The organism is Curtobacterium sp. BRB10, from assembly GCF_031844325.1.
In the GTDB taxonomy this organism is placed as follows: Bacteria; Actinomycetota; Actinomycetes; order Actinomycetales; family Microbacteriaceae; genus Curtobacterium; species Curtobacterium poinsettiae_A.
Genome location: NZ_JAUZVA010000002.1, coordinates 253,100 through 274,265 on the forward strand (window position 1 = coordinate 253,100; position 21,166 = coordinate 274,265).

Consider the following 21,166-nt stretch of genomic DNA (forward strand, 5'->3'; position numbering starts at 1 on the left):
GTACCCATCTCCCTCCCTTCCCACGGAGCAGCATGAACCCCATCACCTCGGACCCCCTCGACCGCGTCCGTTACCCGATCGACGAGTGGGCCCTCGTCGAGACGGAGTACACCCCCGACGAGCAGGGCGTCGCCGAGACGAACTTCGCCGTCGGCAACGGGTACCTCGGCCTGCGCGGCAACCTCGACGAAGGCCGTGGCGGCGTGCAGTACGGCACGTACGTCAACGGGTTCCACGAGACCTGGCCGATCCGGCACGCGGAAGACGCCTTCGGCTTCGCGAAGACCGGGCAGACGATCATCAACGCGCCCGACGCCAAGGTCATCCGCCTGTACGTCGACGACGAGCCGCTCGTCCTGGCCGAGGCCGACATCCTCCGGCACACGCGCCGCCTGGAGTTCCGGGGCGGGTACCTGTTCCGCGAGACCGAGTGGTCGACGCCGTCGGGCAAGCGGGTGCTCATCCGATCGCGCCGACTCGTGTCGTTCACCGACCGGCACCTGGCCGTCATCGACTACGAGGTCACCGTGCTCGACGCGGACGCCTCGATCCTGCTGTCCAGCCAGATCCTCAACCGCCAGGACGTGCAGGACGAGTACCACGCCGGCATGCGGGCCGCGGCGAACGCCTTCGACCCCCGCAAGGCCGAGTCGTTCACCGAACGGGTGCTCGTGCCGAAGCTCAAGCGCAGCACCGGCGGTCGCTCGGTCCTGGGGTACCAGGCGTCCAGCTCCGGCATGACGATCTGCGTCGGTGTCGAGCACCACATCGAGACCGAGAACAGCTGGGACGAGTCGTCGTCGATCGAGGACGACCTGGCGAAGCACGTCTACCGGGTGCAGGCCCGTGCCGGTCAGCCCATCCGGCTCGTGAAGCACGTGGTCTACCACACCTCCCGCGGGGTCCCCGTGCGCGAGCTCGCCGACCGGTGCGACCGCACGCTCGACCGGGCGCACGCCGAGAACGTCGACGAGACCTTCGCCAAGCAGCGCGACTGGCTCGACGACTACTGGGCCCGCAGCGACGTCGAGATCGCCGGCCAGCCCGCGATCCAGCAGGCCGTCCGCTGGAACCTCTTCCAGCTCGCCCAGGCCACCGCCCGCACCGACGGCCACGGCATCGCCGCGAAGGGCGTCACCGGCTCCGGGTACGGCGGCCACTACTTCTGGGACATGGAGATCTACGTCCTGCCGTTCCTGTCCTACACGGCGCCGATCGTCGCCCGGAACGCCCTGCGCTTCCGCTACAACATGCTCGACGCGGCACGTGCTCGAGCCCGCGAGCTGAACCAGCGCGGCGCACTGTTCCCGTGGCGGACGATCAACGGCGAGGAGTCCAGCGCGTACTACGCCGCCGGCACCGCGCAGTACCACATCGACGCCGACATCGCGCACGCGCTCATGCAGTACGTGCGGGCCTCGGGCGACCGTGAGTTCCTGAAGCGCGGAGCCATCGACGTGCTCGTCGAGACCGCCCGGCTGTGGGCCGATCTCGGGTTCTGGCGGTCCAACGGCGACAAGAAGTTCCACATCGACGGTGTGACCGGACCGGACGAGTACACGACCGTCGTCGACGACAACCTCTACACGAACGTGATGGCCCGGGCGAACCTGTGGTTCGCCGTCAACGCGTGCCGCGAGCTCGCCGCGGACGACGCCGAAGAGTACGACCGCATGGTGCGCCGGACCGGTCTGCAGCCGGACGAGCTCGTCGAGTGGGAGCACGCCGCCGAGTCGATGGAGATCCCGTTCGACCCGCACCGCGGCATTCACCCGCAGGACGCCCAGTTCCTCGACAAGGAACTCTGGGACCTCGAGAACACCCCCGAGTCCAAGCGCCCGCTGCTGCTCCACTACCACCCGCTGGTGATCTACCGGTTCCAGGTGCTCAAGCAGGCCGACGTCGTGCTCGCGCTCTTCCTGCAGGGGCACGAGTTCACGGCGGCGGAGAAGCGTCGCGACTTCGACTACTACGACGCGCTCACCACCGGTGACTCGACCCTGTCCGCGGTCGTGCAGTCGATCATGGCGGCCGAGGTCGGGTACCACGACCTCGCGGACCAGTACTTCCAGACCGCGCTCTACGTCGACCTGGCGGACCTGCACGGCAACACCTCGGACGGCGTGCACATCGCGTCGACCGGAGGCATCTGGGGCGCGCTCGTCAACGGCTTCGGTGGCATGCGCGACCACGGTGGACGCATGACCTTCAACCCGCGGCTGCCGAAGCACTGGGATCGTCTGTCCTACCGGCTGACGGTCAGCGGTTCGCGCGTCCGTGTCGACCTGGAGCAGGAGACCATGACGCTCACGGTCGAGACCGGGTCGGGCTTCACGGTCTGGGTGCACAACCAGCAGTGGGACATCGAGGCGGGAGAGCCCACCGTGGTGCCGCTGCCGCACCACGGGCCGCGGATGTCCGGGCACGCCCCGACCACGAGCGACATCCAGGGCACGCTGCGTGCGGACGGCTCGGTGATCACCGCGTCGATCCCGACGATCTCCCTGGAGCGCGACTTCGACCTCGACGACTCGACCGGCTGACGCCAGTCCCTGCGCTGCACGTCGCCCCGGTTCCGCCTCGCGGTACCGGGGCGACGTGCATCCCGGGCCGCTGCCGGCACCTCCGAGCGCGTCCAGCCGCACCGGGGCACCGTGGTCTGCCGTGCCCCTCGGGCCGATGGCGTCTCCCGGGCACGGTTCGTGCAACGAGAGGAGACATCATGGGCAACCGGTTCGAGGGCAAGGTCGCGATCGTGACGGGCGCGGGTTCCGGCATCGGCGAGGCGACGGTCCGGGCGTTCATCGACGAGGGCGCGTCGGTGGTGCTGACCGACAGCGTCGAGGAGAAGGTCCGCACGGTGGGTGACTCCCTGCCGACGGACCGAGTGGTCGCCCTGCACGCCGACGTGGCGAGCCCGGAGGACTGGGAGACCGTCGTCTCGGCGGCGATCGACCGCTTCGATCGGCTCGACGTCCTGGTGAACAACGCCGGGACCTTCAGCTCCGGGGACATCACCGACATCAGCACGGCCGAGTGGCGCCGCGTCATCGAGACCGACCTGTCCGGGGTGTTCTACGGCACCCGGGCGGCCCTGCCGTTCCTCCGTGAGACCAAGGGTTCGATCGTGAACACCTCGTCGGTCTCCGGTGAGGACGCCGACTGGCGGATGAGCCCCTACAACGCGGCGAAGGGTGGCGTGACGAACTTCACCAAGGCCGCGGCGCTCGACAACGGGCAGTTCGGGGTGCGCGTGAACGCCGTCGCTCCGGGGCTGATCTGGACCGCCCTGACCCAGGAGCAGGCGGAGGACGAGTCGCAGCAGTCGAAGTTCGAGGAGCGGATCGCCCTCGGTCGGGGCGGGCGTTCCGAGGAGGTCGCCGAGGCCGTGCTGTTCCTGGCCAGCGACGCGGCCTCGTTCATCACGGGCGCGGTCCTGCCGGTGGACGGCGGCACCATGGCCAGCAACGGGCAGCCGCCGCAGGCCTGATGCCGCCCCGGGTCACAGGAGCTTCCGCAGGGTGTTCGTGTTGCGGGTCGTCGTCGTGCGCTTGAAGCGTGCGGCGCCGGCCCGCTTCGCGAACACGGTGTCGGTGCTCGACCCCTTCGGACACGACCAGTAGACGACCCCGTTCCCGCGGGAGACCTGCTCGACCGAGTCGTCGAGTTCGAGGTCCGCGACCAACGCGTCGAGCGCACCGTCGTCGGACCCGAACACCACGTAGTCGTGCCGTGCGTCGGCACGCTCGAAGGGGAAACCGTCGACCACGGCCGCGAGGGCGTCGTGCCGGACGAGCACGATCCAGGCGTCGTACCCGAACCGGTCGCGCAGCCCCTGCTCGATCGACGTCTTCAGCGGCTCGGCGGGCACGTCGGCGGAGAACACGACGTTGCCCGAGGCGAGCACGGTGCGGACGTCGTCGAACCCGAGTCCCCGGAAGAGCTCTGCGAGCTCGGCGCTCCGGATCGTGATGCCGTTCACGTTGACCCCGCGCAGCAGCGCCACCCACCTGTCCATGTCCGGACGGTAGCGGCTCGGGCCCGTCACGTCCACGTCCGGGCCACGCCCCAGCCGGAGCCCTGCGGCACGATGTCGACCACCAGGGCCTCACCGTCGTCGCTGGTCGCCTGGAATCGCCAGCCCACGGTGCGCTCAGGCGCGTGGGTGATCGCTGTGGGCAGCTCGGCGCGCGTCACGGTCAGCCGGGTGGGGGTGTCGCTCACCCGCCAGCGCCGCCCAGCCCACACCAGCCGCGTCGGCGTGCCCTCGGCCCACCACACCGTGGCGGCCGTGTCGGTGATCATCATCGGGTCTCCTCGTTCGAACGTGTGTTCGAATGGTAGGTGTCGACCTCCGACGTCGCAACCACCGCCGATCGACCACGGCGGGTCGTGGACGAACCCCTCGAACAGCGCAGCCGCCGTCGTGTAGACGGGACCCATGACGAACGACGCACAGGGCCCCGACGCGCAGCACCAGGTTCCCGAGGGGGTGTCCGAGGCCACGGTCGAGGCGCTCGGCAGCCTGTCCGCCGCGGTCGAGGTCATCGAGCACGCCCGCGGCCTGCTCTACGGGTTCCACCGGCTGACCGGGACCGCTGACCTGAACCTCGGCGAGGCGGTCGAGCAGCTGCGGAAGGCGGGGCACACCGAGCTCGCCGAGCGCATCGACACCGAACTCGTGGGCCGCAACGTCATCGCCGGCCGCTGGACGTTCCAGATCGTCGAGGACTACGACGACGGCTACTACGCCCTCGCCAAGGAGCTCGAGCGCACCGCGCGCGACGAGCTCGTGCAGGGCCGCCGCCACCTGTTCGAGGCGGGCATGAAGGAAGACCGTCGCACCCAGGACCAGCGCCACCACGAGGCGACGCCGAGCGACCTGCCGGACTGACCACGGGCCTCCAGGCAACGCCCGGACGAAAGCCTCAGCCGACGCCGAGCAGCGCCTCCAGCGGCCCCCGCGCGAAGTACAGCAGGAAGCCCGCGGCGACCACGTAGAGCAGCCACGAGACCTCACGGCCGCGGCCGGACAGCAGCTTGATGAGCACCCAGCTGATGAAGCCGGCGCCGATGCCGTTCGCGATCGAGTAGGTCAGCGGCATGACGACGATCGTCAGGAACGCCGGCAGGGCCGAGCCGAAGTCCGTCCACGAGATGTCCGCCACCTGCGCGACCATGAGCGCACCGACGACGACGAGCCCGGCGGCGGCGACCTCGAGCGGGACGACCTGGGTGAGCGGCGTGAGGAACATCGACGCCAGGAACAGCAGGCCGGTGACGACGGACGCCATGCCCGTGCGGGCACCCTCGCCGATGCCGGAGGCCGAGTCGATGAAGACGGTGTTCGACGACACCGACGCGCCACCACCGGCGATCGCGCCGACGCCCTCGACGACGAGCGCCGACTTCAGACGGGGGAACGTGCCGTCCGGCTTCGCGACGCCGGCGGCCTTGGCCAGACCGGTCATGGTGCCCATGGCGTCGAAGAAGTTCGTGAAGACGAGGGTGAAGACGAGCATCGACGCGGCGAGCGGGCCGATGCGGGTGAAGGCGCCGAAGACGTCGGCGTGGCCGACGAGCGACAGGTCCGGCACGGCGAACAGCGCGCTCGGCAGGCCGGGGGCGTTGAGGTTCCAGCCGGTCTTCGAGTCCACCGACGTCGGCACCTGGAAGATCGCCTGCAGGATGATCGCGATGATCGTGGTCGCGACGATGCCGATGAGCAGCGCGCCCTTGACCCGGCGGGCCATGAGCGTGCCGATGATGATCAGGCCGATCAGGAACACGATGGTCGGCAGGGCGCCGACGGAGCCGTCCTCACCGAGCTGCAGCGGCGGCGACGCGAGCCCGGAGGACCGCACGAAGCCGGAGTCGACGAGCCCGATGAACGCGATGAACAGGCCGATGCCGACGGTGATCGCGGCCTTCAGCTGGGCCGGGACAGCGGTGAAGATCATCGTCCGGATGCCGGTCAACGCGAGGATCACGATGATCACGCCGTTGATGACGACCAGGCCCATCGCCTCGGCCCAGGTGACCTGGTGCACGACGCTGACGGCGAGGAACGAGTTGATCCCGAGCCCCGCGGCGATGCCGAACGGCAGGTTCGCGATGATGCCCATCGCGATGGTCATGACGCCGGCGACGAGTCCGGTCGCCGCGGCCACCTGAGCGTTCTCGAGCCATCCGCCACTGACGTCCTTGGCGGCCTGGTCGGCGCTGAACCCGCCGAGGATGAGGGGGTTCAGGATGACGATGTACGCCATCGTCACGAACGAGACGAGGCCACCGCGGACCTCGCGGGGGATCGACGATCCGCGTTGCGTGATGGAGAAGAATCGGTCGAGGCCGGTCGCGAAGCGGTTCCGGGGCGTGGTGTCGGTCTGCGGGGCGCTCACCACGAGAGTTTAAAGGACGCTGGGTTTCGGGCGTGTCACACCGGTCTCACAGGTTGCGACAGCCAGGAGGCCCGTTCCGCGCGGATCGCGCCCCTCGCGCTGGGCGTCTGCCCGCGTTCTCCGGCCAGGGCTGGTGTTGGATGAGCGGGTGACGTCACCCATGGACCGCGCCCGTGTGGAGGCCGCCGTCCGCGAGCTGCTGCTCGCCATCGGCGAGGATCCCGACCGCCCGGAACTCACCCGCACCCCCGCTCGCGTTGCCGACTCGTACGCCGAGTTCTTCTCCGGGATCGGCACCGACGCGGTCGCCATCGCCCGGGACGGCACCGTGCACGCCGAGGACGGCGAGCGCGGTCGGCTCGTGATCGTGCGCGACGTGAAGTTCCGCTCCGTCTGCGAGCACCACCTGCTGCCGTTCCTCGGGGTCGCGCACCTGGCGTACGCGCCGGGCGACCGGCTCATCGGGCTCGGCACGCTGGCGCGGGTGCTCGACGCGGTGGCCTCCCGCCCGCAACTGCAGGAGCGGCTCGGCGAACAGGTCGCCGCGACCATCGCCGAGGGGCTCGGCGCCCAGGGCGTCCTGGTGGTCCTCGACGCGCAGCACCAGTGCGTCACGACGCGTGGGGAGCGCCAGACCGGTTCGACGACGGTGACGGTGGCGGCGACCGGTTCGCTGGCCGACGCCGCGGGACGGGCCGAGGCGATCGCGCTCATCGGCGCGGGGCGTGGGACCGACGCCGGGCACGACGCGAGTGCCGGGGCAGACGCATGACCGGCCTCCCCGACGGCACGGCCGGCACGCCGCTGGCGCGTCGCGCCGGAACCGGCGTCGTGGGCCCACGGACCGACGCGGCCGGGCCCGGCTGGGTCGTGCCGGACCTGCGCCACCCGGTCCGGACGTTCGGCCGCCGCACCATCGACTTCGACCACCGCATCGCCGTGATGGCGATCGTGAACCGCACGCCCGACTCGTTCCACGACCGCGGCGCCACCTTCGAGCTCGACCGGGCCGTCGCCGCCTCGGTGCGTGCAGCCGAACAGGGCGCCGACTGGGTCGACATCGGCGGCGTGAAGTTCGCACCCGGTCCGGAGCTGCCCGCGTCCGACGAGATCGACCGGGTCGTGCCCGTCGTCGAGCAGCTCGCCCAGCAGTCCGACGTCGTCATCAGCGTCGACACCTTCCGCCCGGAGGTCGCTGCAGCGGCGATCGCGGCCGGGGCGACCGTCGTCAACGACACCACCGGCCTGTCCGACCCGCGGATGGCCGCCGTGGTCGCCGACTCCGACGCCACCGTCGTCATCACGCACTCGCTCGCCGAACCGCGGCGGCCCCTGCCGGCACCGCCGCAGTACGGCGACATCGCGGGCGAGGTCGTCGCGTTCCTGCGCGAACGGGTCGACCGGGCGCTCGCCGCGGGCATCCCCGAGTCGCGGATCATCGTCGACCCGGGCCACGACCTGCACAAGAACACCGTGCAAACGCTCGAGCTCACCCGTCGGCTGCCCGAGGTCGTCGCGCTCGGCTACCCGGTGCTCGCCGCGGTGTCGAACAAGGACTTCGTGGGGGAGTCGCTCGGACGCCCCCGCGGTGAACGGCTCTCCGGATCGCTCGCCGTCGCGACCGTGAGCGCGATGCTCGGCGCCCGGATCGTCCGGATGCACGACGTCGCAGAGAGCGTCGACGCGATGCGGATGGTCGAGGCCACGCTCGGATGGCGCACCCCCGTGGAATCGAGGCACAACACGTGAACGTCCTGCCCCCGTCGATCGCGGACCTGTCCGACGACGACCTGCTCGAGCTCTACACCGCCGACGCCGGGGGCCCCTGGCTCCGCGTGAACTTCGTCGCGACGCTCGACGGCTCCGCGTCGGCTGCCGGGGTGTCCGGGTCGCTCGGTGGTGCCGACGACCTGCGCGTCTTCGACCTGCTCCGGCGGGTGGCCGACGTCGTGCTCGTCGCCGCCGGCACCGTCCGCGACGAGGGCTACGGGCCGATGGTCCTGCACGACACCGACGTCGCCTGGCGGCGTGCCCACGGCATGCCGGACCACCCCGTGTTCGCGATCGTCACGGGATCGCTGTCGCTCGACCCGGGGTCTCGGGTCTTCACCGCGGCGCCGGTGCGCCCCGTCGTCCTGACGTCGGCGACGGCGGCTGCGTCGTCGAAGGCCCTGGCGCTCGCCGAGGTCGCCGACGTCGTGCCGTGCAGCGCGGACGACGACCCGGACTCGGTGGACGCCGGGCGGATCCGTGGTCTGTTGGCCGACCGTGGCCTCGGGACGATCCACTGCGAGGGCGGGCCGTCGTTCCTCGGGGCGCTCATCGCCGCGGACGCCGTCGACGAGCTGACCCTGACGATCGATCCGTCGCTCGAGGGCGGGGAGGGGCCGCGCATCGCCCGCGGGTCGTCGCCGGAACTTCGGCGGATGCGACCGGCGCACGTGCTGCTCGGCGCCGGCGGCGTGCTGCTCACCCGGTCCGTCCGGGCGCGCTGACTCCCGTGGGCTAGGGTCGGGCGCGTGATCGACATCGTGGCGTCCGGGGTCCTCTTCGACATGGACGGGACGCTCGTCGACTCGACCGCGGTGGTCGAGGCGACCTGGACCCGGTTCGGCCACGCGAACGGCATCGACCCCGACGAGATCCTCGCGTTCTCGCACGGTCGGCAGGCGATCGACACCCTGCGGCGCTTCCTGCCCGACCTGCCCCTGGCCGAGCAGCAGCGGATCGCGGCGGAGCTCGTCGCCGAGGAGACCGCGAGCACCGAGGGCATCCTCGAGATCCCCGGGGCCGTCGCCTTCGTGCAGCGACTCGTCGAACTCGGTGTCCCGGTGGCCCTCGTGACGAGCGCCCCGCGTGACCTCGCCGCGGGCCGGATGGCGGCCGCCGGGTTCGCCGTGCCCGAGGCCTTCGTGCCCTCCGAGGACGTCGAGCACGGCAAGCCCCACCCCGACGGCTACCTGCGCGGAGCTGCCCTGCTCGGCGTCGACCCGGCCGACTGCGTGGCGTTCGAGGACGCCCCGGCCGGACTCGAGTCCGCCATCGCCTCCGGCGCGACCACGGTCGTCGTCGGTCCCCTCGAGCACCCGGTGACGGCCGGCCTGCACCGGGTGCGCGGGTACGACGGGCTGACCGTCGAGCGCGACGGCGACGCCTTCCGCATCCACGGCTGAGCACGGCGCCCGGCCCGCCCGGCTGCGGGTCTGCGGCCGGTCAGGACACCCCGTGCGGCCCGCGCCGAGTGGTCGGGAACCGTCGGTTGCGCCGCCGCCAGCCGACGCTTCGTGACCGCTCGGCGGCCCCGAGCGGGGTGTTGCGACCGCCCGACCGGACACCCGAGCCGGCCCTGGAGGCCTGTTCAGCCGACCCCGACGACCCTCGGGTGTGCGGCCGGAACGACCGGGCCGCGGAAGGAGCGATCATGGCAACCCTCGACGGCAAGAAGGTCCTCGTCATCACGACGAACTACGGCGTGGAGCAGGACGAGATCGTCGTCCCCACCGAGCAGCTGCGTGAGCGCGGTGCCTCGGTGACCGTGGCGGCCAAGGAGACCGGCACGATCCAGACCCTGGTCGGCGACAAGGACCCGGGGCAGACCCTCGAGCCCGACACCACCCTCGCCGGTGTCGACGCGAACGACTTCGACGCCCTCGTGATCCCCGGCGGCACGATCAACGCCGACACGCTGCGCCAGGAGTCCCGCGCGGCGAGCCTCGTGCAGGCCTTCGCCGAGGCGAGCAAGCCGGTCGCGGCGATCTGCCACGGGCCCTGGACCCTCGTCGAGGCGGGCGTGCTGTCGGGCAAGACCGTCACGTCGTTCCCGTCGCTGCAGACCGACCTGCGGAACGCCGGAGCCGAGTGGGTCGACCAGGAGGTCCAGGTCGACGGCGGCTTCATCACCTCCCGCACCCCGGACGACCTGCCGGCGTTCGTCGACGCGATCGAGAGCGCCCTCACCGCCTGAGCACCGCGCCGCCGAGCCACGGTTGCACGACGCCCGCGTCAGCCGAGCGCCACGGGGCGGGCCGTGCGGAGCACCGCGGGTCCGAGGGTGAGCACACCGTCGGACTCCGGGTCGCACCGCACCCCGCCCCGGCCGCGCATCGCCCGGAACGCCCCGGGGGCCACCTCGTGGTCCATCCAGGCGCAGGGATTCGCGGCGCGGTAGCCGCGGAAGCGGACAGCGCGGCCGAGGCCGCCGTCGCTGCCGTCGGGTGTCATGCTCTCCAACGAGAACGGCTCGCCCCGCAGCGCCTCGACGTCGGCGCCGCGCAGGAACACGTTCCGCCGGGTCGCAGCGGGGTCGACGGTGGCGCCGATCGCGTGACCGACGGCTTCGAGCCCCTCCAGGCCGATCACCGTGACCGAGGCGTGCACGTGCGCCCGGGCCGCGAAGTACCGGTCGCCGACGATGCCCAGCCCGGCCCGCAGCTCGACCCGGTCGCGTGATTCGTCCGGATCGTCCCCGCCCACCGGCAGCGCGCCGTCGGCCGGGCGCCCCTCGTACCGGTGCCGCGGTGAGACGAGCAGCAGCGCGACCTCGACCTCGGTCCGGAACGGCAGGTCGTCGAGACCGGCCACGTCGTCTGCGGAAGTCACCCGGCCAACGCTAGCCGGGCCTCCCGGCCGTGCGCTGCTCCGTCCGATTCCCGCCAGTCGACGTCGGCGGCGCATGTCAGGCTGAGCCCATGACCAGCCCGGACACCGACGCGCAGCCCGACGCGCTGCACGCCGAACGGCACCGCGCCGTCGCATCGCGCGACGCGCGTTTCGACGGCCAGTTCGTCACCGCCGTGCACTCCACCGGCATCTACTGTCGACCCAGCTGCCCGGCCCGCACGCCGAAGGTCTCGGGCGTCACCTTCTACCGCACGAGTGCCGCAGCACACCTGGCCGGCTTCCGCGCCTGCAAGCGCTGCCTGCCCGAGGCGACCCCTGGCAGCCCCGAGTGGGACCTGCGCGAGGACGTCGCCGGCCGGGCCATGCGACTCGTCCTCGACGGTGTGGTCGAGCGCGACGGCGTCCCCGGGCTCGCCGCGCGCGTGGGCTACTCGGAGCGGCAGCTCAACCGCATCATGACGGCCGAGCTCGGCGCCGGACCGAAGGCGCTCAGCCGGGCCCACCGGGCGCAGACCGCGCGGACCCTGCTGACCTCGTCCGACCTGCCCGTCGCCGACGTCGCGTTCGCCGCGGGGTTCGCCAGCGTCCGGCAGTTCAACGACACCGTGCGCGAGGTCTTCGCCGTCACCCCGACGGAACTCCGCGCACGTCGGTCCGGGCGAGGTGACGCTGATCCCGTTGGTGACGGCGGACTGCACGTGCACCTGCCGGCCCGAGCGCCCTTCGACGTGCAGGGCCTGCTCGACTGGCACGCGCTGCACGCCCTGCCGGGTACCGAGCAGGTGGACACCGACCCCGCCGGCCGGGTCACGTCGTACGGGCGGCTGGTCGACCTGCCTGGAGGCCCGGGGTGGTTCAGCGCGTCGGCCGCCGTCCCCGACGTGGCCGGGCGGGGCACCGGCATCGACCTGCGCGTGCGGGTCACCGACCTCTCCGACCTGCCGGCGCTCGTGGCGCGGGTGCGTGCGCTGTTCGACCTCGACGCCGACCCGGTCGCCGTCGACGCCGTCCTCGGAGCCGTGCCCGAGCTCGCCGGCCCCGTCGCTCGGGTGCCCGGCCTCCGGTTGCCCGGCGCGGTGGACGCGCACGAGATCGTGTTCCGCACCCTGATCGGGCAGCAGGTCTCGGTGGCCGCGGCGCGCACCGCGCAGACCCGGCTCGTGGCCGCACTCGGAGCAGCGGTGCCCGACGCGATCCGGCCCGGCGGGCTGCTGTTCCCGTCCGCGGCGGTGGTCGCCGAACGCGGGCACGAGGTCCTGCGCGGCCCGGCCGCCCGCGTCGACACGATCCTGCGGGTGGCTGCGGCGCTCGCCGACGGGTCCCTGGTGGTGGACGGTGGGCAGTCCCTCGGCGACCTGCGCGACGGACTCCTCGCGGTGAAGGGCATCGGGCCGTGGACCGCCGACTACGTCGCGCTCCGGGTCCGGCACCACCCCGACATCTTCCTCCACAGCGACCTCGCCGTGCGGAACGGTGCACAGGAACTCGGGCTGCCCGGTACGGCGGGTGCGCTCTCCCTATGGTCGGAGCAGGTGGCCCCCTGGCGGAGCTACCTCACGATGCACTGCTGGCGACCGATCATCGACCGCGCGATGACCGCGACCGCCGGCGCCCGTGCAGCCCGTGCCCCCGAGGACCCCCGGAAGGACGACCGATGACCGACGCAACCATCCAGACCCTGGACACCCCTGATGGGCCGTTCACCGTGCTCGAGGACGCCGAGGGCAGGGTCCTCGCCTCCGGGTGGACCGACTCCGTCGAGCGGATCCTCGCCCGCCTGGCCGACCGCCACCGCCCCGACCGCGTGCTCGACGGCGTGGTCGCCTCGGCCGAGGCCGTCGACGCCTTCTACTCCGGCGAGGTCGAGCACGCCATGCAGGTACCGGTCCGGCAGTTCGGCACCGAGCTCTTCACCGAGGGGTGGCGCCAGCTCCGCCGGATCCCCGCCGGCGGCACCCTGACCTACACCGCGTTCGCGGCGGCGATGGGTCGGCCCGACGCGGTGCGGGCGGCGGCGAGCGTGTGCGCCCGGAACGCCCCCGCGCTCTTCGTCCCGTGCCACCGGGTGTTGCGTTCGGACGGCACGCTCGGGGGCTTCGCGTGGGGGCTCGACGTCAAACGGTCCCTGCTCGAGCGGGAGTCGGTGGGCACCACGGCACTCGTCTGACTTGTACAAAACGCTCTAGAATGTACAGGTGAGCGAAGTGTCGATCTCCGAAGCCCGTGGCCGTCTCGCGTCGATCATCGACGACGCCCGACACGAACCCGTCTACCTGACCCGGCGCAACAAGCGCGTCGCGGCCGTGGTCGATGCGGCCGTCCTCGACCGGTTGCTCGAGGCGGCGGAGGACCTGGACGACCTGAAGGCGGTGGAAGAGGCCCGACTCGAGAACGAGCGCATCGGCGGCGAGAACGTCAAGTGGGAGGACCTCAGGCGCGAACTCGGTCTGGGATGACCTACGACATCGAGTTCGAACCGAGTGCGGGGCGTGCCATCCGCAAACTGCCGCCACATGCCCGACGACTCGTCGAAGGGGTTCTCGCGATCCTGGCTGACGAGCCACGTCCACCCGCGGCTCGTCGACTCGTCAACAGCCCGGAATGGCGTGTCCGGGTCGGTGACTACCGCGTGATCTACCTGATCGACGATGGACGGCTCGTGGTCGTCGTCGTGCGCGCCGGGCACCGGCGCGAGGTCTACCGAGGTCGCTGAGGCGTCAGGCGATCGCGCCGCGCAGGCTGTCCACGTGCAGTTCGACGAGCGCCAGGACCCGCTCCGGCGCCCGTGCCGTCGGGTCCCACGTGTGCTCGACCGCCAGCCCGTCGATCAGCGCGTGCAGTCGGTCCACCTCGTCGGCCAGGTCGCGATCGGCGCCGAAGCCGCCGTCCGCACGCAGGATCTCCAGCGCCCGGGTGCACACCCGGCTGACCCCGTCGTTCAGGCGTCGGGCACTCGCGGCCAGGTGTTCGTCGGTGCGCGCGAGCACGCCGAGCTGCACCTGCGCCAGGATCTCGGTCGTGCGCTCGGCGTCGAGCGGCAGCACCTGGGCGAGGACGTCCAGTGCGAGCGCCCGACCCGTCGAGCGCAGGGCCGTGAGCCGAGCGACGACGCGTTCCTCGATGATCGTCAGGCAGTGCTCGCGCAGGGCGTCCTGCGTCGGGAAGACCCGCCGGAGCGATGCGGGAGCGATGCCGGCCTCGTCCGCGACGTTCCGCACCGACAGCGCGCTCAGGCCGTCCCGCTCCAGGATCCGCAGGCACGCCGCGGCGACCAGGGATCCCCGTTCCTCGAGGTCGACACGGCGGGGCACCGGGTCAGCCTACGGCCGGCTCGCTGCTCCGGCCGGGCTCGCGGCTGCGGTGGTGGCCCGGCGTGGCCAGATCGTGTAGCTGATCGCCCAGAGCAGTTCGACGCCCAGGACCACCCCGAGCAGCGCGACCGTGCCCTGCAGTTCGTTCGTGCGATCCGGGTCCCCGACCACGAGGACGAGTCCGCCGATGATCCCGCCGGCGATCAGCACGGCGAGCCCGGTCCGCAGCACGTCACCCCAGCACCGGGCCGTGTACCGCCGTCCACTCAGCCGTTCCGGTGCCGGACCGCCGGCGAACCGGTGCGTGAACCGGACGTCCGCCCACGCGATCATCCGGTGCCCGTACGCGACCGAGAACCCGATGTAGACCGCCGCGAGCCCGTGGTGCCACGACGCGGTCCCGCCGCCGAGCAGGTCGACCGTGACGACGGCGAGCAGGACGAGGTCGATCACGGGTGCTGCGACGAGCATCGCCGCGCCCAGCCGAGGGCGTCGCAGCAGGTACCGGGTGGTCAGGCCGCCGAGGATCGCGACCCAGAAGGCGATCTCGCACGCGACGATGGCGATGAGTGTCACGGGTTCCCCCTGCAGTGGCGGTGATCGGTTGAGTACAGGTGTACTCAAACAGCATGGCACGTCGGTCCGGTGGTGTCGAGCGGCGCGGTCCTGCCCCTGGAAGCGGGGGGAGACACGGGCTCCCACGCCTGCGACACTCGGAGGACCGGTAATCCGCACGGTCCCCTCCGAGGCCCGACGCATCGCCGTCGACAGCCCGCAAAGGACCCCATGCTCCCTCCAGTCGACCGAACGGTCGTCTCCTCCGACGGCACCACCATCGCCGTCTCCGAGGCAGGGGACGGGCCGGCGGTCGTCGTCGTGGGCGGTGCCTTCGACCACCGCGGGACCCCGTACCTCGACCGCGTGGTCGCCGAGCTCGGCTCGACGTGCCGTGTGGTGACCTACGACCGCCGCGGTCGCGGTGCCAGCGGTGACTCCGCCGCGTGGGCCATCGAGCGCGAGGTCGACGACCTCCGTGCCGTCGTCGAGAGCATCGGCGCACCGACCACCGCCGTCGGCATCTGCGTCGGCGCCGGTGTCGTCCTGCACGGGCTCGCCACCGGGCTGCCGGTCGACGGTGCCGTCCTGTGGGAACCGCCGTACCGCGCCTCGGTCGACCCGCACGCCGACGACGTCGTGTTCGCCGACCTGCTCGACGAGCACGTCGGTGCCGGCCGCCGGGCCCAGGCCGTCCGCGGGTTCCTGACCCAGGTGCTCGGGGTCCCGATGGGTCAGGTCACGGCCCTGCGGCTCAAGGGGTCGCTCTGGCGCTCCCTGGTCGTCGACGCCCACGTGCTCAGCCGCGAGGTCCGCGTGCTGAACGGCCTCGCCGTGCCCGAGCGCGTCGCTGCCGCCGTGGGTGTACCGGTGCTCGTCGGCGCCGGTGGCGACGGACTCGAGTGGATGCGTCGTGCGGCCCGCGCCCTCGTCGACGCCGTGCCCGGATCGGAGTACGCCGAGGTGCCCGGGCAGGGACACGTCCCCGCCCCGGCGGCCCTCGGAGCCCTGATCGACCGCGTCCGGAGCCGGATCGCCTCGCCCAGCAGCTGACTGCGAGAGGATGGGTGGGTGAACGCACCCCGCCTCGGTCTCCTGCTCGACGTCGACGGCCCCATCGCCAGCCCGGTCTCCCGCACCATCGCGATCCCGAGCATCGTCGCGGACCTCGTCGCGCTCGCCGCCGAGGGCATCCCGATCGTCTTCAACACCGGCCGCAGCGACGCGTTCATCCGCTCCGAGGTCGTCGGCCCGCTGCTCGCCGGTGGTCTCGCCGAGGGCGGGCGGGTCCACGCCGTCTGCGAGAAGGGCGCCGTGTGGTGCTCGATCGGTCCGCAGTACGACGGCGGCATGGGCGAACTGACCGTCGCCGACGACCTGGCGCTGCCGCGGGACTACGCCGACGAGATGCGCGAGCTGGTCCGCGACGAGTACGCCGACCTGGTGTTCTTCGACGAGACGAAGCGCGCCATGGTGTCGATCGAGCAGCGCGTCGAGGTGCCGAACGCCACCTACCTGGCCCGCCAGCCGGAGTTCGACGCGAAGGCCATGGCCGCGCTCGAGCGCCGCGGGCTGGGTGTCCGCCGACTCGACGACGTCCGGCCCGACGCCGACGGTGCCGTGCAGTGGCGCATCGACCCCACGATCATCTCGACCGACGTCGAGTCCGACCGCAGCGGCAAGGACCTCGGCGCCGAGCGCTCGCTCGAGCTCCTGGCGCAGGACGGTGCGCTCCCGGTCACCTGGCGCACCGTGGGGGACTCCCGCAGCGACTACGCCATGGCGGACTGGCTGCACGCCCACGGCCACGAGGTCGCGCACGTCGACGTCCGTCCCGCCGACGGGGTGCCGGCCACGCCGTACCCGGTGCTCACCGCGCCCGACGGCGTGATCCACGACGAGGCCGGCGCCCGGTTCCTGGCGGACTGGCGCGCGGGCCGCTGACGCGACCGCAACCGCACCCCGCTGACGCAAGCGCACCTCGCTGACACCGGCGCAACGCGCCCCGCTGACGCGACCGCGGCCCTGGACGCACCCGTCGGCTGGCCGAGCGGTGCATGCCGGACCGCCGCCGCGCCTCCCGGCCGACGCCGGACCGGGCCACCGTCCGGGCGGACGCTTTGCGTGACACAGTGGTACACCAGTACCCTTCCGAGGTCCGCCGCCAGCCGATGACGGGATCCACCCCATGGCAACGAAGCTCCGCATCAAGTCGATCGAGGCCTCCCTGGCCGACTCCGAGGAGCAGGGCAGGTCCCTGAAACGCTCCCTGAGGACGTTCGACATCGCCGCGATGGGGATCGCGGTCGCCGTCGGCGCCGGCATCTTCTCGGTCGGCGCGAACGCCGCCGCGAACTTCGCGGGGCCCGGCGTCATCATCTCCTTCCTGCTCGCCGCCGTCACCTGCGGCCTGGCGATCATGTGCTACGCCGAGTTCGCGTCGACGATCCCCGTCGCCGGCTCCGCGTACACGTTCACCTACGCCACGATGGGTGAGCTGCTCGCCTGGATCGTGGGTTGGGACCTCATCCTCGAGACCCTCACGGCCAGCGCCGTGATCGCGAAGTACTGGGGCATCTACCTCAGCACCGCGTTCGACGTCTTCGGCATCACCCTGCCGAGCACGATCCAGCTCGGCCCGATCCCCTTCACCTGGGGGCCGGTGCTCATCGTCGGGATCTTCACGGTCCTCCTCGCCTTCGGAACCCGCCTGTCGTCGCGGGTGTCGGCGGTCATCACCGTCATCAAGGTCGCGATCGTGGTGTTCGTGATCGTCGCCGGTGCGTTCTTCGTCAAGGCCGCGAACTTCACCCCCTTCATCCCGCCGGCGGAGCCGAGCAAGGGTGCCGAGGGCAGCGTCTGGACCCAGTCGCTCGTGTCGTGGTTCACCGGCGCCGAGCCCGCCCAGTACGGCGTCTTCGGCCTGCTCGCCGCGGCGTCCCTGGTGTTCTTCGCCTTCATCGGCTTCGACGTCGTCGCCACGAGCGCGGAGGAGACCGAGAACCCGCAGAAGACCCTGCCGCGCGGCATCTTCATCGGGCTCGGCATCGTGACCCTGCTCTACGTCGGTGTCAGCATCGTCATCACCGGCATGGTCTCGTACCAGCGACTGGCGGAGGAGAAGGCGCCGTCCCTGGCGTCGGCGTTCGACATCGTCGGGCTGCCGTGGGCCGCGGGCATCATCGCCATCGGCTCCCTGATCGGGCTGACCACCGTCGTCATGGTGCTCCTGCTCGGGCTGTCCCGCATCGTCTTCTCGATGAGCCGCGACGGCCTGCTGCCCCGCTGGTTCTCGAAGACCAACCCGAAGACGCAGACCCCGGTGCGTGTGCAGGTCGTCGCCGGTGTCGTCGTGGCGCTGCTGGCCGGGTTCACCGCGGTCGACAAGCTCGAGGGCATGATCAACATCGGCACGCTGTCCGCGTTCGTCCTGGTGTCGATCGGCATCGTCGTGCTGCGTCGTTCGCGGCCCGACGCCCCGCGGGCCTTCCGGGTGCCGTGGTCGCCGGTGCTGCCGATCATCTCGGCGGTGCTGTGCTTCTGGCTGATGCTGAACCTCGAGGTCGAGACCTGGCTGCGGTTCGTTGTCTGGTTGGCCATCGGCTTCGTCATCTACTTCGGCTACAGCCGTCGCCACAGCCGCGTCGGCCAGCGCATGCAGTAGGGCCGGGTCGGCTGGCCCGCAAAACACCGGTGTTCGCACGTTGCACACCCGCACAACGCGGTTCGACGTGTGGACACCGGTGTCTTGCAGCCTGGAGCCCGCCGCGCCGCTACGCGCCGACGAGCAGCAGCACGCCGAACGCGAGCATCACGACGGCGACCAGCCCGTCGAACACCCGCCAGGTCAGCGGCTTCTCGAACAGCGGCCGCAGCAGGCGTCCGCCGAACCCGAGCGCACCGAACCACAGGCAGCTCGCCGTGACGGCACCGATCGTCCAGAGCCACCGGTCGTCCGCGCCCTGCTGGTTCGCCACCGACCCGAGGAACACCAGCGTGTCCAGGTAGACGTGCGGGTTCGCCCACGTGAAGACGAGCATGGTCAGCACGGCCGTCCGCATGGTCGCCACCTGGCCGGGAGGCGCGGTGCGCGTCCGCCCCGCCGCCTCCGTCGTGCCGGTGGGCGCGTTGACCGCCGCGCCCGCGCCCGCGCTGGCGCCCACCACACCGTCGTCGGCCGCTTCATCGGCGACCCGCATCGCGTCCCCCGAGGGCCGCAGTGCACGCCGCGCCGCGAGCACCCCGTACGTCAGCAGGAACGCGGCACCGATGAACCGGACCACCAGGAGCGCCACGGGGAACCGTTCGACCACGGCGCCGACACCGAGCACCCCGGCGACGATGAGCAGCGCATCCGAGACCGCGCACACCACGACCGCCGCGGCCACCACCCGGAGTCCAGCGCTGACCGCGAGCCGGAGCAGGTACGTGTTCTGCACACCGATCGCGACGATGAGTGCGAGTCCGGTGCCGAGGCCGGAGAGCAGGGGCAGGAGTGTGGTCACGGCTCGACGCTAGGACGGGGCTGCGGTGTAGTACAGCTCATGTTCCTGCACCGCCGTAAGCTCAGCTGCATGACCCGGTTTCAGCGCGAGCACCTCGAGACCCTGCTCGCCGCGGTCGACCACGGCACCCTCGACGCCGCGGCCCGTGCGTTGTCGATCACGCCCTCCGCGGTGTCCCAGCGGATCAAGTCGATGGAGCAGCAGGTCGGGCGGGTGCTGCTCCAGCGCACGACCCCCGTGCGCCCCACCGCCGACGGCGAGGTCGTCCTCCGACACGCACGGCAGGTCCGGCTGCTCGACGAGGAGACCTCGAGCGCGCTCGGTGGCGGAGGGCCCGCCGTGCCGTCGATCTCCCTGGCGGTGAACGCCGACTCGCTCGGCACCTGGTTCCTCGATGCCCTCGCGCTCGTCCGTGCCGACACCGAGGTGGTCTTCGACCTGCACCGCGAGGACCAGGACCGCACCGCCGAACTGCTCCGCGCCGGCACGGTGATGGGCGCCGTGACGGCCGAGGAGGACCCGGTGCAGGGCTGCTCGTCGGTGCCGCTCGGCATCGACCGGTACCGCGCCGTGGCGTCTCCGGCGTTCGTCGCCCGCTACCTCGGCGACACCGGCACCGAGCGGCGGATGCTCCGACGACTCGACGAGGTCCCGCTCGTCGACTACGACCGCGACGACGACCTGCAGCAGGGGTACCTGCGCCAGGTCCTCGGCCACGCTCCCGGCGGCCCGCGCCACTTCGTCCCGACGTCGGCGGACTTCGCCCGGGCGGTGACGCTCGGGTTCGGCTGGGGGCTGTTGCCGGAGGCGCAGTGCCTCGAGGCGATCGACCGCGGTGTCCTGGTCGAGCTGGCGCCCGGCCGGAGTGCCGACGTCGCGCTCTGGTGGCAGCGGTGGAACCTGGCGTCACCGCTGCTCGAACGGGTCACCGATGCCGTCCGTGCCACGGCGGCGGAGCGGCTGCACCCCGCGCCTCAGGTCTGGCAGCGCGGGCACCAGTAGGTGTCGCGCAGCGTGTGCTCCGAGTCACCGAGCTCCCCGTGCCGGATCGGCGTCCGGCACCGCAGGCAGGGCTTGCCGCGGCGGTTGTAGACCCAGAAGCGCGAACCCGGCCGGTCGACGCCGGTGGTGACGCGGGCGCTGCGGTCGCGGTTCGCCACGATCAACCGCTGCGCCATCGTGATCATCCGGGCCGGGTCCTGCACCTCGCCCACCGGGCGCGTCGGCAGCACGCCGCGCAGGAAGCAGAGCTCGTTCCGGTACACGTTGCCGAGTCCGGCGAGCACCCGCTGGTCGAGCAGTGCCAGCCCGACCGGGCGCTCGGGGTCCTGCGTCAGGTTGGCGAGCGCCAGGTCGGCGTCCCAGTCGGGGCCGAGCAGGTCGGGCCCCAGGTGTCCGACGACCTCGGACTCCTGGTCGCGCGGCACGACCTCGAGCACCCCGAGGGCGAAGCCGACGGTCGAGACGCCCTCGGCGTCCAGGATCACCCGTGCCTGGTGCGCCGGACGACGCCAGCGGTCGCCGGGGGCGTAGACGTCCCACCGGCCCTCCATCTTCAGGTGCGAGTGCACGGTCAGGTCACCGATGCGGTGCAGCAGGTGCTTGCCGCGGGGGACGACCTCGTCCACGGTCCGCCCGGCCAGGTCGAGGGTCGCGAAGGCGGGGACCCGGAAGTCGCTCTTCGTCAGGACCTTGCCCGCCAGCGCGGTGTGCAGGCGGCGGGCAGCCCGGTAGACGGTGTCGCCCTCAGGCACCGCTCACCCCCGGCACGTGG

The 21,166-nt window shown here is 72.0% G+C and carries 24 protein-coding genes; 16 read left to right on the forward strand and 8 right to left on the reverse strand.

Translation table 11 applies throughout. The features are described 5' to 3' along the window. The first annotated feature begins 32 nt into the window (after positions 1–32). Together Q9R26_RS05055 and Q9R26_RS05060 are read left to right on the forward strand one after the other, a co-directional pair. The gene (locus Q9R26_RS05055) at positions 33–2,543 is read left to right on the forward strand and encodes a glycosyl hydrolase family 65 protein (RefSeq protein WP_311226714.1); all 2,511 of its coding nucleotides are present in this window, start codon (positions 33–35) and stop codon (positions 2,541–2,543) included. Between the two features lie 179 nt (positions 2,544–2,722). After that, complete coding sequence (locus tag Q9R26_RS05060) at positions 2,723–3,490, forward strand: SDR family NAD(P)-dependent oxidoreductase (RefSeq protein ID WP_311226715.1); 768 nt, start codon at positions 2,723–2,725, stop codon at positions 3,488–3,490. 12 nt (positions 3,491–3,502) lie between these two features. On the opposite strand, the gene Q9R26_RS05065 is transcribed toward Q9R26_RS05060, so the two are convergent. Then, positions 3,503–4,018: a DUF1697 domain-containing protein gene (locus Q9R26_RS05065; protein ID WP_259578860.1), complete on the reverse strand. Its 516-nt coding sequence runs from the start codon at positions 4,016–4,018 to the stop codon at positions 3,503–3,505. 26 nt (positions 4,019–4,044) lie between these two features. Continuing rightward, positions 4,045–4,305, reverse strand: coding sequence for a hypothetical protein (locus tag Q9R26_RS05070; RefSeq protein ID WP_259578861.1), 261 nt, complete (start codon positions 4,303–4,305; stop codon positions 4,045–4,047). Positions 4,306–4,441: 136 nt separating this feature from the next. On the opposite strand from Q9R26_RS05070, the gene Q9R26_RS05075 reads away from it, so the two are divergent. Beyond that, complete coding sequence (locus Q9R26_RS05075) at positions 4,442–4,894, forward strand: hypothetical protein (RefSeq protein ID WP_017887957.1); 453 nt, start codon at positions 4,442–4,444, stop codon at positions 4,892–4,894. A gap of 34 nt (positions 4,895–4,928) precedes the next feature. Here the strand turns inward: Q9R26_RS05075 and Q9R26_RS05080 are convergent, their stop codons facing one another. Continuing rightward, entirely contained in the window at positions 4,929–6,404 is a 1,476-nt protein-coding gene (locus tag Q9R26_RS05080) for an NCS2 family permease (protein WP_111023334.1), read from the reverse strand. A 157-nt stretch (positions 6,405–6,561) separates the two neighbouring features. Here Q9R26_RS05080 and folE point away from each other — a divergent pair, with 157 nt between their 5' ends. From folE to Q9R26_RS05105, 5 genes are all read left to right on the forward strand, one after another. Then, a complete protein-coding gene (gene folE, locus Q9R26_RS05085) occupies positions 6,562–7,173 on the forward strand; it encodes a GTP cyclohydrolase I (protein WP_311226867.1) in 612 nt (203 codons plus the stop codon). Next, positions 7,170–8,150 (forward strand): dihydropteroate synthase, encoded by a 981-nt coding sequence (folP, locus tag Q9R26_RS05090; protein WP_311226716.1) that lies wholly within the window; start codon positions 7,170–7,172, stop codon positions 8,148–8,150. The genes folE and folP overlap by 4 nt, the downstream gene beginning before the upstream one ends. Continuing rightward, complete coding sequence (locus tag Q9R26_RS05095) at positions 8,147–8,896, forward strand: pyrimidine reductase family protein (RefSeq protein ID WP_311226717.1); 750 nt, start codon at positions 8,147–8,149, stop codon at positions 8,894–8,896. The genes folP and Q9R26_RS05095 overlap by 4 nt, the downstream gene beginning before the upstream one ends. Before the next feature lie 24 nt (positions 8,897–8,920). Then, positions 8,921–9,574, forward strand: a complete 654-nt coding sequence (locus Q9R26_RS05100) for an HAD-IA family hydrolase (protein ID WP_311226718.1) — start codon at positions 8,921–8,923, stop codon at positions 9,572–9,574. 248 nt (positions 9,575–9,822) lie between these two features. Then, complete coding sequence (locus Q9R26_RS05105; RefSeq protein WP_182064402.1) at positions 9,823–10,365, forward strand: type 1 glutamine amidotransferase domain-containing protein; 543 nt, start codon at positions 9,823–9,825, stop codon at positions 10,363–10,365. 38 nt (positions 10,366–10,403) lie between these two features. Here Q9R26_RS05105 and Q9R26_RS05110 read toward each other — a convergent pair whose 3' ends face one another. Next, a complete protein-coding gene (locus Q9R26_RS05110) occupies positions 10,404–11,000 on the reverse strand; it encodes a molybdenum cofactor biosysynthesis protein (protein ID WP_311226719.1) in 597 nt (198 codons plus the stop codon). A gap of 89 nt (positions 11,001–11,089) precedes the next feature. Here Q9R26_RS05110 and Q9R26_RS05115 point away from each other — a divergent pair, with 89 nt between their 5' ends. Genes Q9R26_RS05115 through Q9R26_RS05130 form a run of 4 tightly spaced genes read left to right on the forward strand, consistent with a single transcriptional unit; the run spans position 11,090 to position 13,734 of the window. Continuing rightward, on the forward strand, positions 11,090–12,679 hold the full coding sequence (locus Q9R26_RS05115) for an AlkA N-terminal domain-containing protein (RefSeq protein ID WP_311226720.1): 1,590 nt from the start codon (positions 11,090–11,092) through the stop codon (positions 12,677–12,679). Then, entirely contained in the window at positions 12,676–13,188 is a 513-nt protein-coding gene (locus Q9R26_RS05120; RefSeq protein WP_182064400.1) for a methylated-DNA--[protein]-cysteine S-methyltransferase, read from the forward strand. Before Q9R26_RS05115 ends, Q9R26_RS05120 begins: the two co-directional genes overlap by 4 nt. 28 nt (positions 13,189–13,216) lie before the next feature. Continuing rightward, the gene (locus Q9R26_RS05125) at positions 13,217–13,477 is read left to right on the forward strand and encodes a type II toxin-antitoxin system prevent-host-death family antitoxin (RefSeq protein ID WP_071250100.1); all 261 of its coding nucleotides are present in this window, start codon (positions 13,217–13,219) and stop codon (positions 13,475–13,477) included. After that, the gene (locus Q9R26_RS05130; RefSeq protein ID WP_071250103.1) at positions 13,474–13,734 is read left to right on the forward strand and encodes a type II toxin-antitoxin system RelE/ParE family toxin; all 261 of its coding nucleotides are present in this window, start codon (positions 13,474–13,476) and stop codon (positions 13,732–13,734) included. Before Q9R26_RS05125 ends, Q9R26_RS05130 begins: the two co-directional genes overlap by 4 nt. Before the next feature lie 4 nt (positions 13,735–13,738). On the opposite strand, the gene Q9R26_RS05135 is transcribed toward Q9R26_RS05130, so the two are convergent. Together Q9R26_RS05135 and Q9R26_RS05140 are read right to left on the reverse strand one after the other, a co-directional pair. Further along, on the reverse strand, positions 13,739–14,332 hold the full coding sequence (locus tag Q9R26_RS05135; RefSeq protein WP_311226721.1) for a TetR family transcriptional regulator C-terminal domain-containing protein: 594 nt from the start codon (positions 14,330–14,332) through the stop codon (positions 13,739–13,741). Positions 14,333–14,341: 9 nt separating this feature from the next. Next, positions 14,342–14,908 (reverse strand): hypothetical protein, encoded by a 567-nt coding sequence (locus Q9R26_RS05140; protein ID WP_262139463.1) that lies wholly within the window; start codon positions 14,906–14,908, stop codon positions 14,342–14,344. Between the two features lie 210 nt (positions 14,909–15,118). Here Q9R26_RS05140 and Q9R26_RS05145 point away from each other — a divergent pair, with 210 nt between their 5' ends. The 3 genes from Q9R26_RS05145 to Q9R26_RS05155 all read left to right on the forward strand — a co-directional run bounded on the left by Q9R26_RS05145 (position 15,119) and on the right by Q9R26_RS05155 (position 18,551). Then, the gene (locus Q9R26_RS05145) at positions 15,119–15,940 is read left to right on the forward strand and encodes an alpha/beta fold hydrolase (RefSeq protein WP_182064396.1); all 822 of its coding nucleotides are present in this window, start codon (positions 15,119–15,121) and stop codon (positions 15,938–15,940) included. Between the two features lie 18 nt (positions 15,941–15,958). Next, complete coding sequence (locus Q9R26_RS05150; protein ID WP_182064395.1) at positions 15,959–16,831, forward strand: hypothetical protein; 873 nt, start codon at positions 15,959–15,961, stop codon at positions 16,829–16,831. 244 nt (positions 16,832–17,075) lie between these two features. Continuing rightward, positions 17,076–18,551 carry an APC family permease gene (locus tag Q9R26_RS05155; RefSeq protein WP_182064394.1) on the forward strand — a complete coding sequence of 492 codons (1,476 nt, stop codon included), beginning with the start codon at positions 17,076–17,078 and terminating at the stop codon, positions 18,549–18,551. A gap of 109 nt (positions 18,552–18,660) precedes the next feature. Here Q9R26_RS05155 and Q9R26_RS05160 read toward each other — a convergent pair whose 3' ends face one another. After that, entirely contained in the window at positions 18,661–19,392 is a 732-nt protein-coding gene (locus Q9R26_RS05160) for a LysE family transporter (RefSeq protein WP_311226722.1), read from the reverse strand. A gap of 69 nt (positions 19,393–19,461) precedes the next feature. Here Q9R26_RS05160 and Q9R26_RS05165 point away from each other — a divergent pair, with 69 nt between their 5' ends. Continuing rightward, positions 19,462–20,394, forward strand: coding sequence for a LysR family transcriptional regulator ArgP (locus tag Q9R26_RS05165; RefSeq protein WP_311226723.1), 933 nt, complete (start codon positions 19,462–19,464; stop codon positions 20,392–20,394). On the opposite strand, the gene Q9R26_RS05170 is transcribed toward Q9R26_RS05165, so the two are convergent. After that, positions 20,367–21,146, reverse strand: coding sequence for a DNA-formamidopyrimidine glycosylase family protein (locus Q9R26_RS05170; protein WP_311226724.1), 780 nt, complete (start codon positions 21,144–21,146; stop codon positions 20,367–20,369). The two genes, Q9R26_RS05165 and Q9R26_RS05170, sit on opposite strands and share 28 nt — an antisense overlap. Positions 21,147–21,166 lie beyond the last annotated feature (20 nt).

Bases quoted from the DNA above. Each gene is read 5' to 3' on its own strand.
- Q9R26_RS05055 (WP_311226714.1), top strand. From the start codon at position 33: ATGAACCCCATCACCTCGGACCCCCTCGACCGCGTCCGTTACCCGATC.
- Q9R26_RS05060 (WP_311226715.1), top strand. From the start codon at position 2,723: ATGGGCAACCGGTTCGAGGGCAAGGTCGCGATCGTGACGGGCGCGGGT.
- Q9R26_RS05065 (WP_259578860.1), bottom strand. From the start codon at position 4,018: ATGGACAGGTGGGTGGCGCTGCTGCGCGGGGTCAACGTGAACGGCATC.
- Q9R26_RS05070 (WP_259578861.1), bottom strand. From the start codon at position 4,305: ATGATCACCGACACGGCCGCCACGGTGTGGTGGGCCGAGGGCACGCCG.
- Q9R26_RS05075 (WP_017887957.1), top strand. From the start codon at position 4,442: ATGACGAACGACGCACAGGGCCCCGACGCGCAGCACCAGGTTCCCGAG.
- folE (WP_311226867.1), top strand. From the start codon at position 6,562: ATGGACCGCGCCCGTGTGGAGGCCGCCGTCCGCGAGCTGCTGCTCGCC.
- folP (WP_311226716.1), top strand. From the start codon at position 7,170: ATGACCGGCCTCCCCGACGGCACGGCCGGCACGCCGCTGGCGCGTCGC.
- Q9R26_RS05105 (WP_182064402.1), top strand. From the start codon at position 9,823: ATGGCAACCCTCGACGGCAAGAAGGTCCTCGTCATCACGACGAACTAC.
- Q9R26_RS05115 (WP_311226720.1), top strand. From the start codon at position 11,090: ATGACCAGCCCGGACACCGACGCGCAGCCCGACGCGCTGCACGCCGAA.
- Q9R26_RS05120 (WP_182064400.1), top strand. From the start codon at position 12,676: ATGACCGACGCAACCATCCAGACCCTGGACACCCCTGATGGGCCGTTC.
- Q9R26_RS05130 (WP_071250103.1), top strand. From the start codon at position 13,474: ATGACCTACGACATCGAGTTCGAACCGAGTGCGGGGCGTGCCATCCGC.
- Q9R26_RS05145 (WP_182064396.1), top strand. From the start codon at position 15,119: ATGCTCCCTCCAGTCGACCGAACGGTCGTCTCCTCCGACGGCACCACC.
- Q9R26_RS05155 (WP_182064394.1), top strand. From the start codon at position 17,076: ATGGCAACGAAGCTCCGCATCAAGTCGATCGAGGCCTCCCTGGCCGAC.
- Q9R26_RS05165 (WP_311226723.1), top strand. From the start codon at position 19,462: ATGACCCGGTTTCAGCGCGAGCACCTCGAGACCCTGCTCGCCGCGGTC.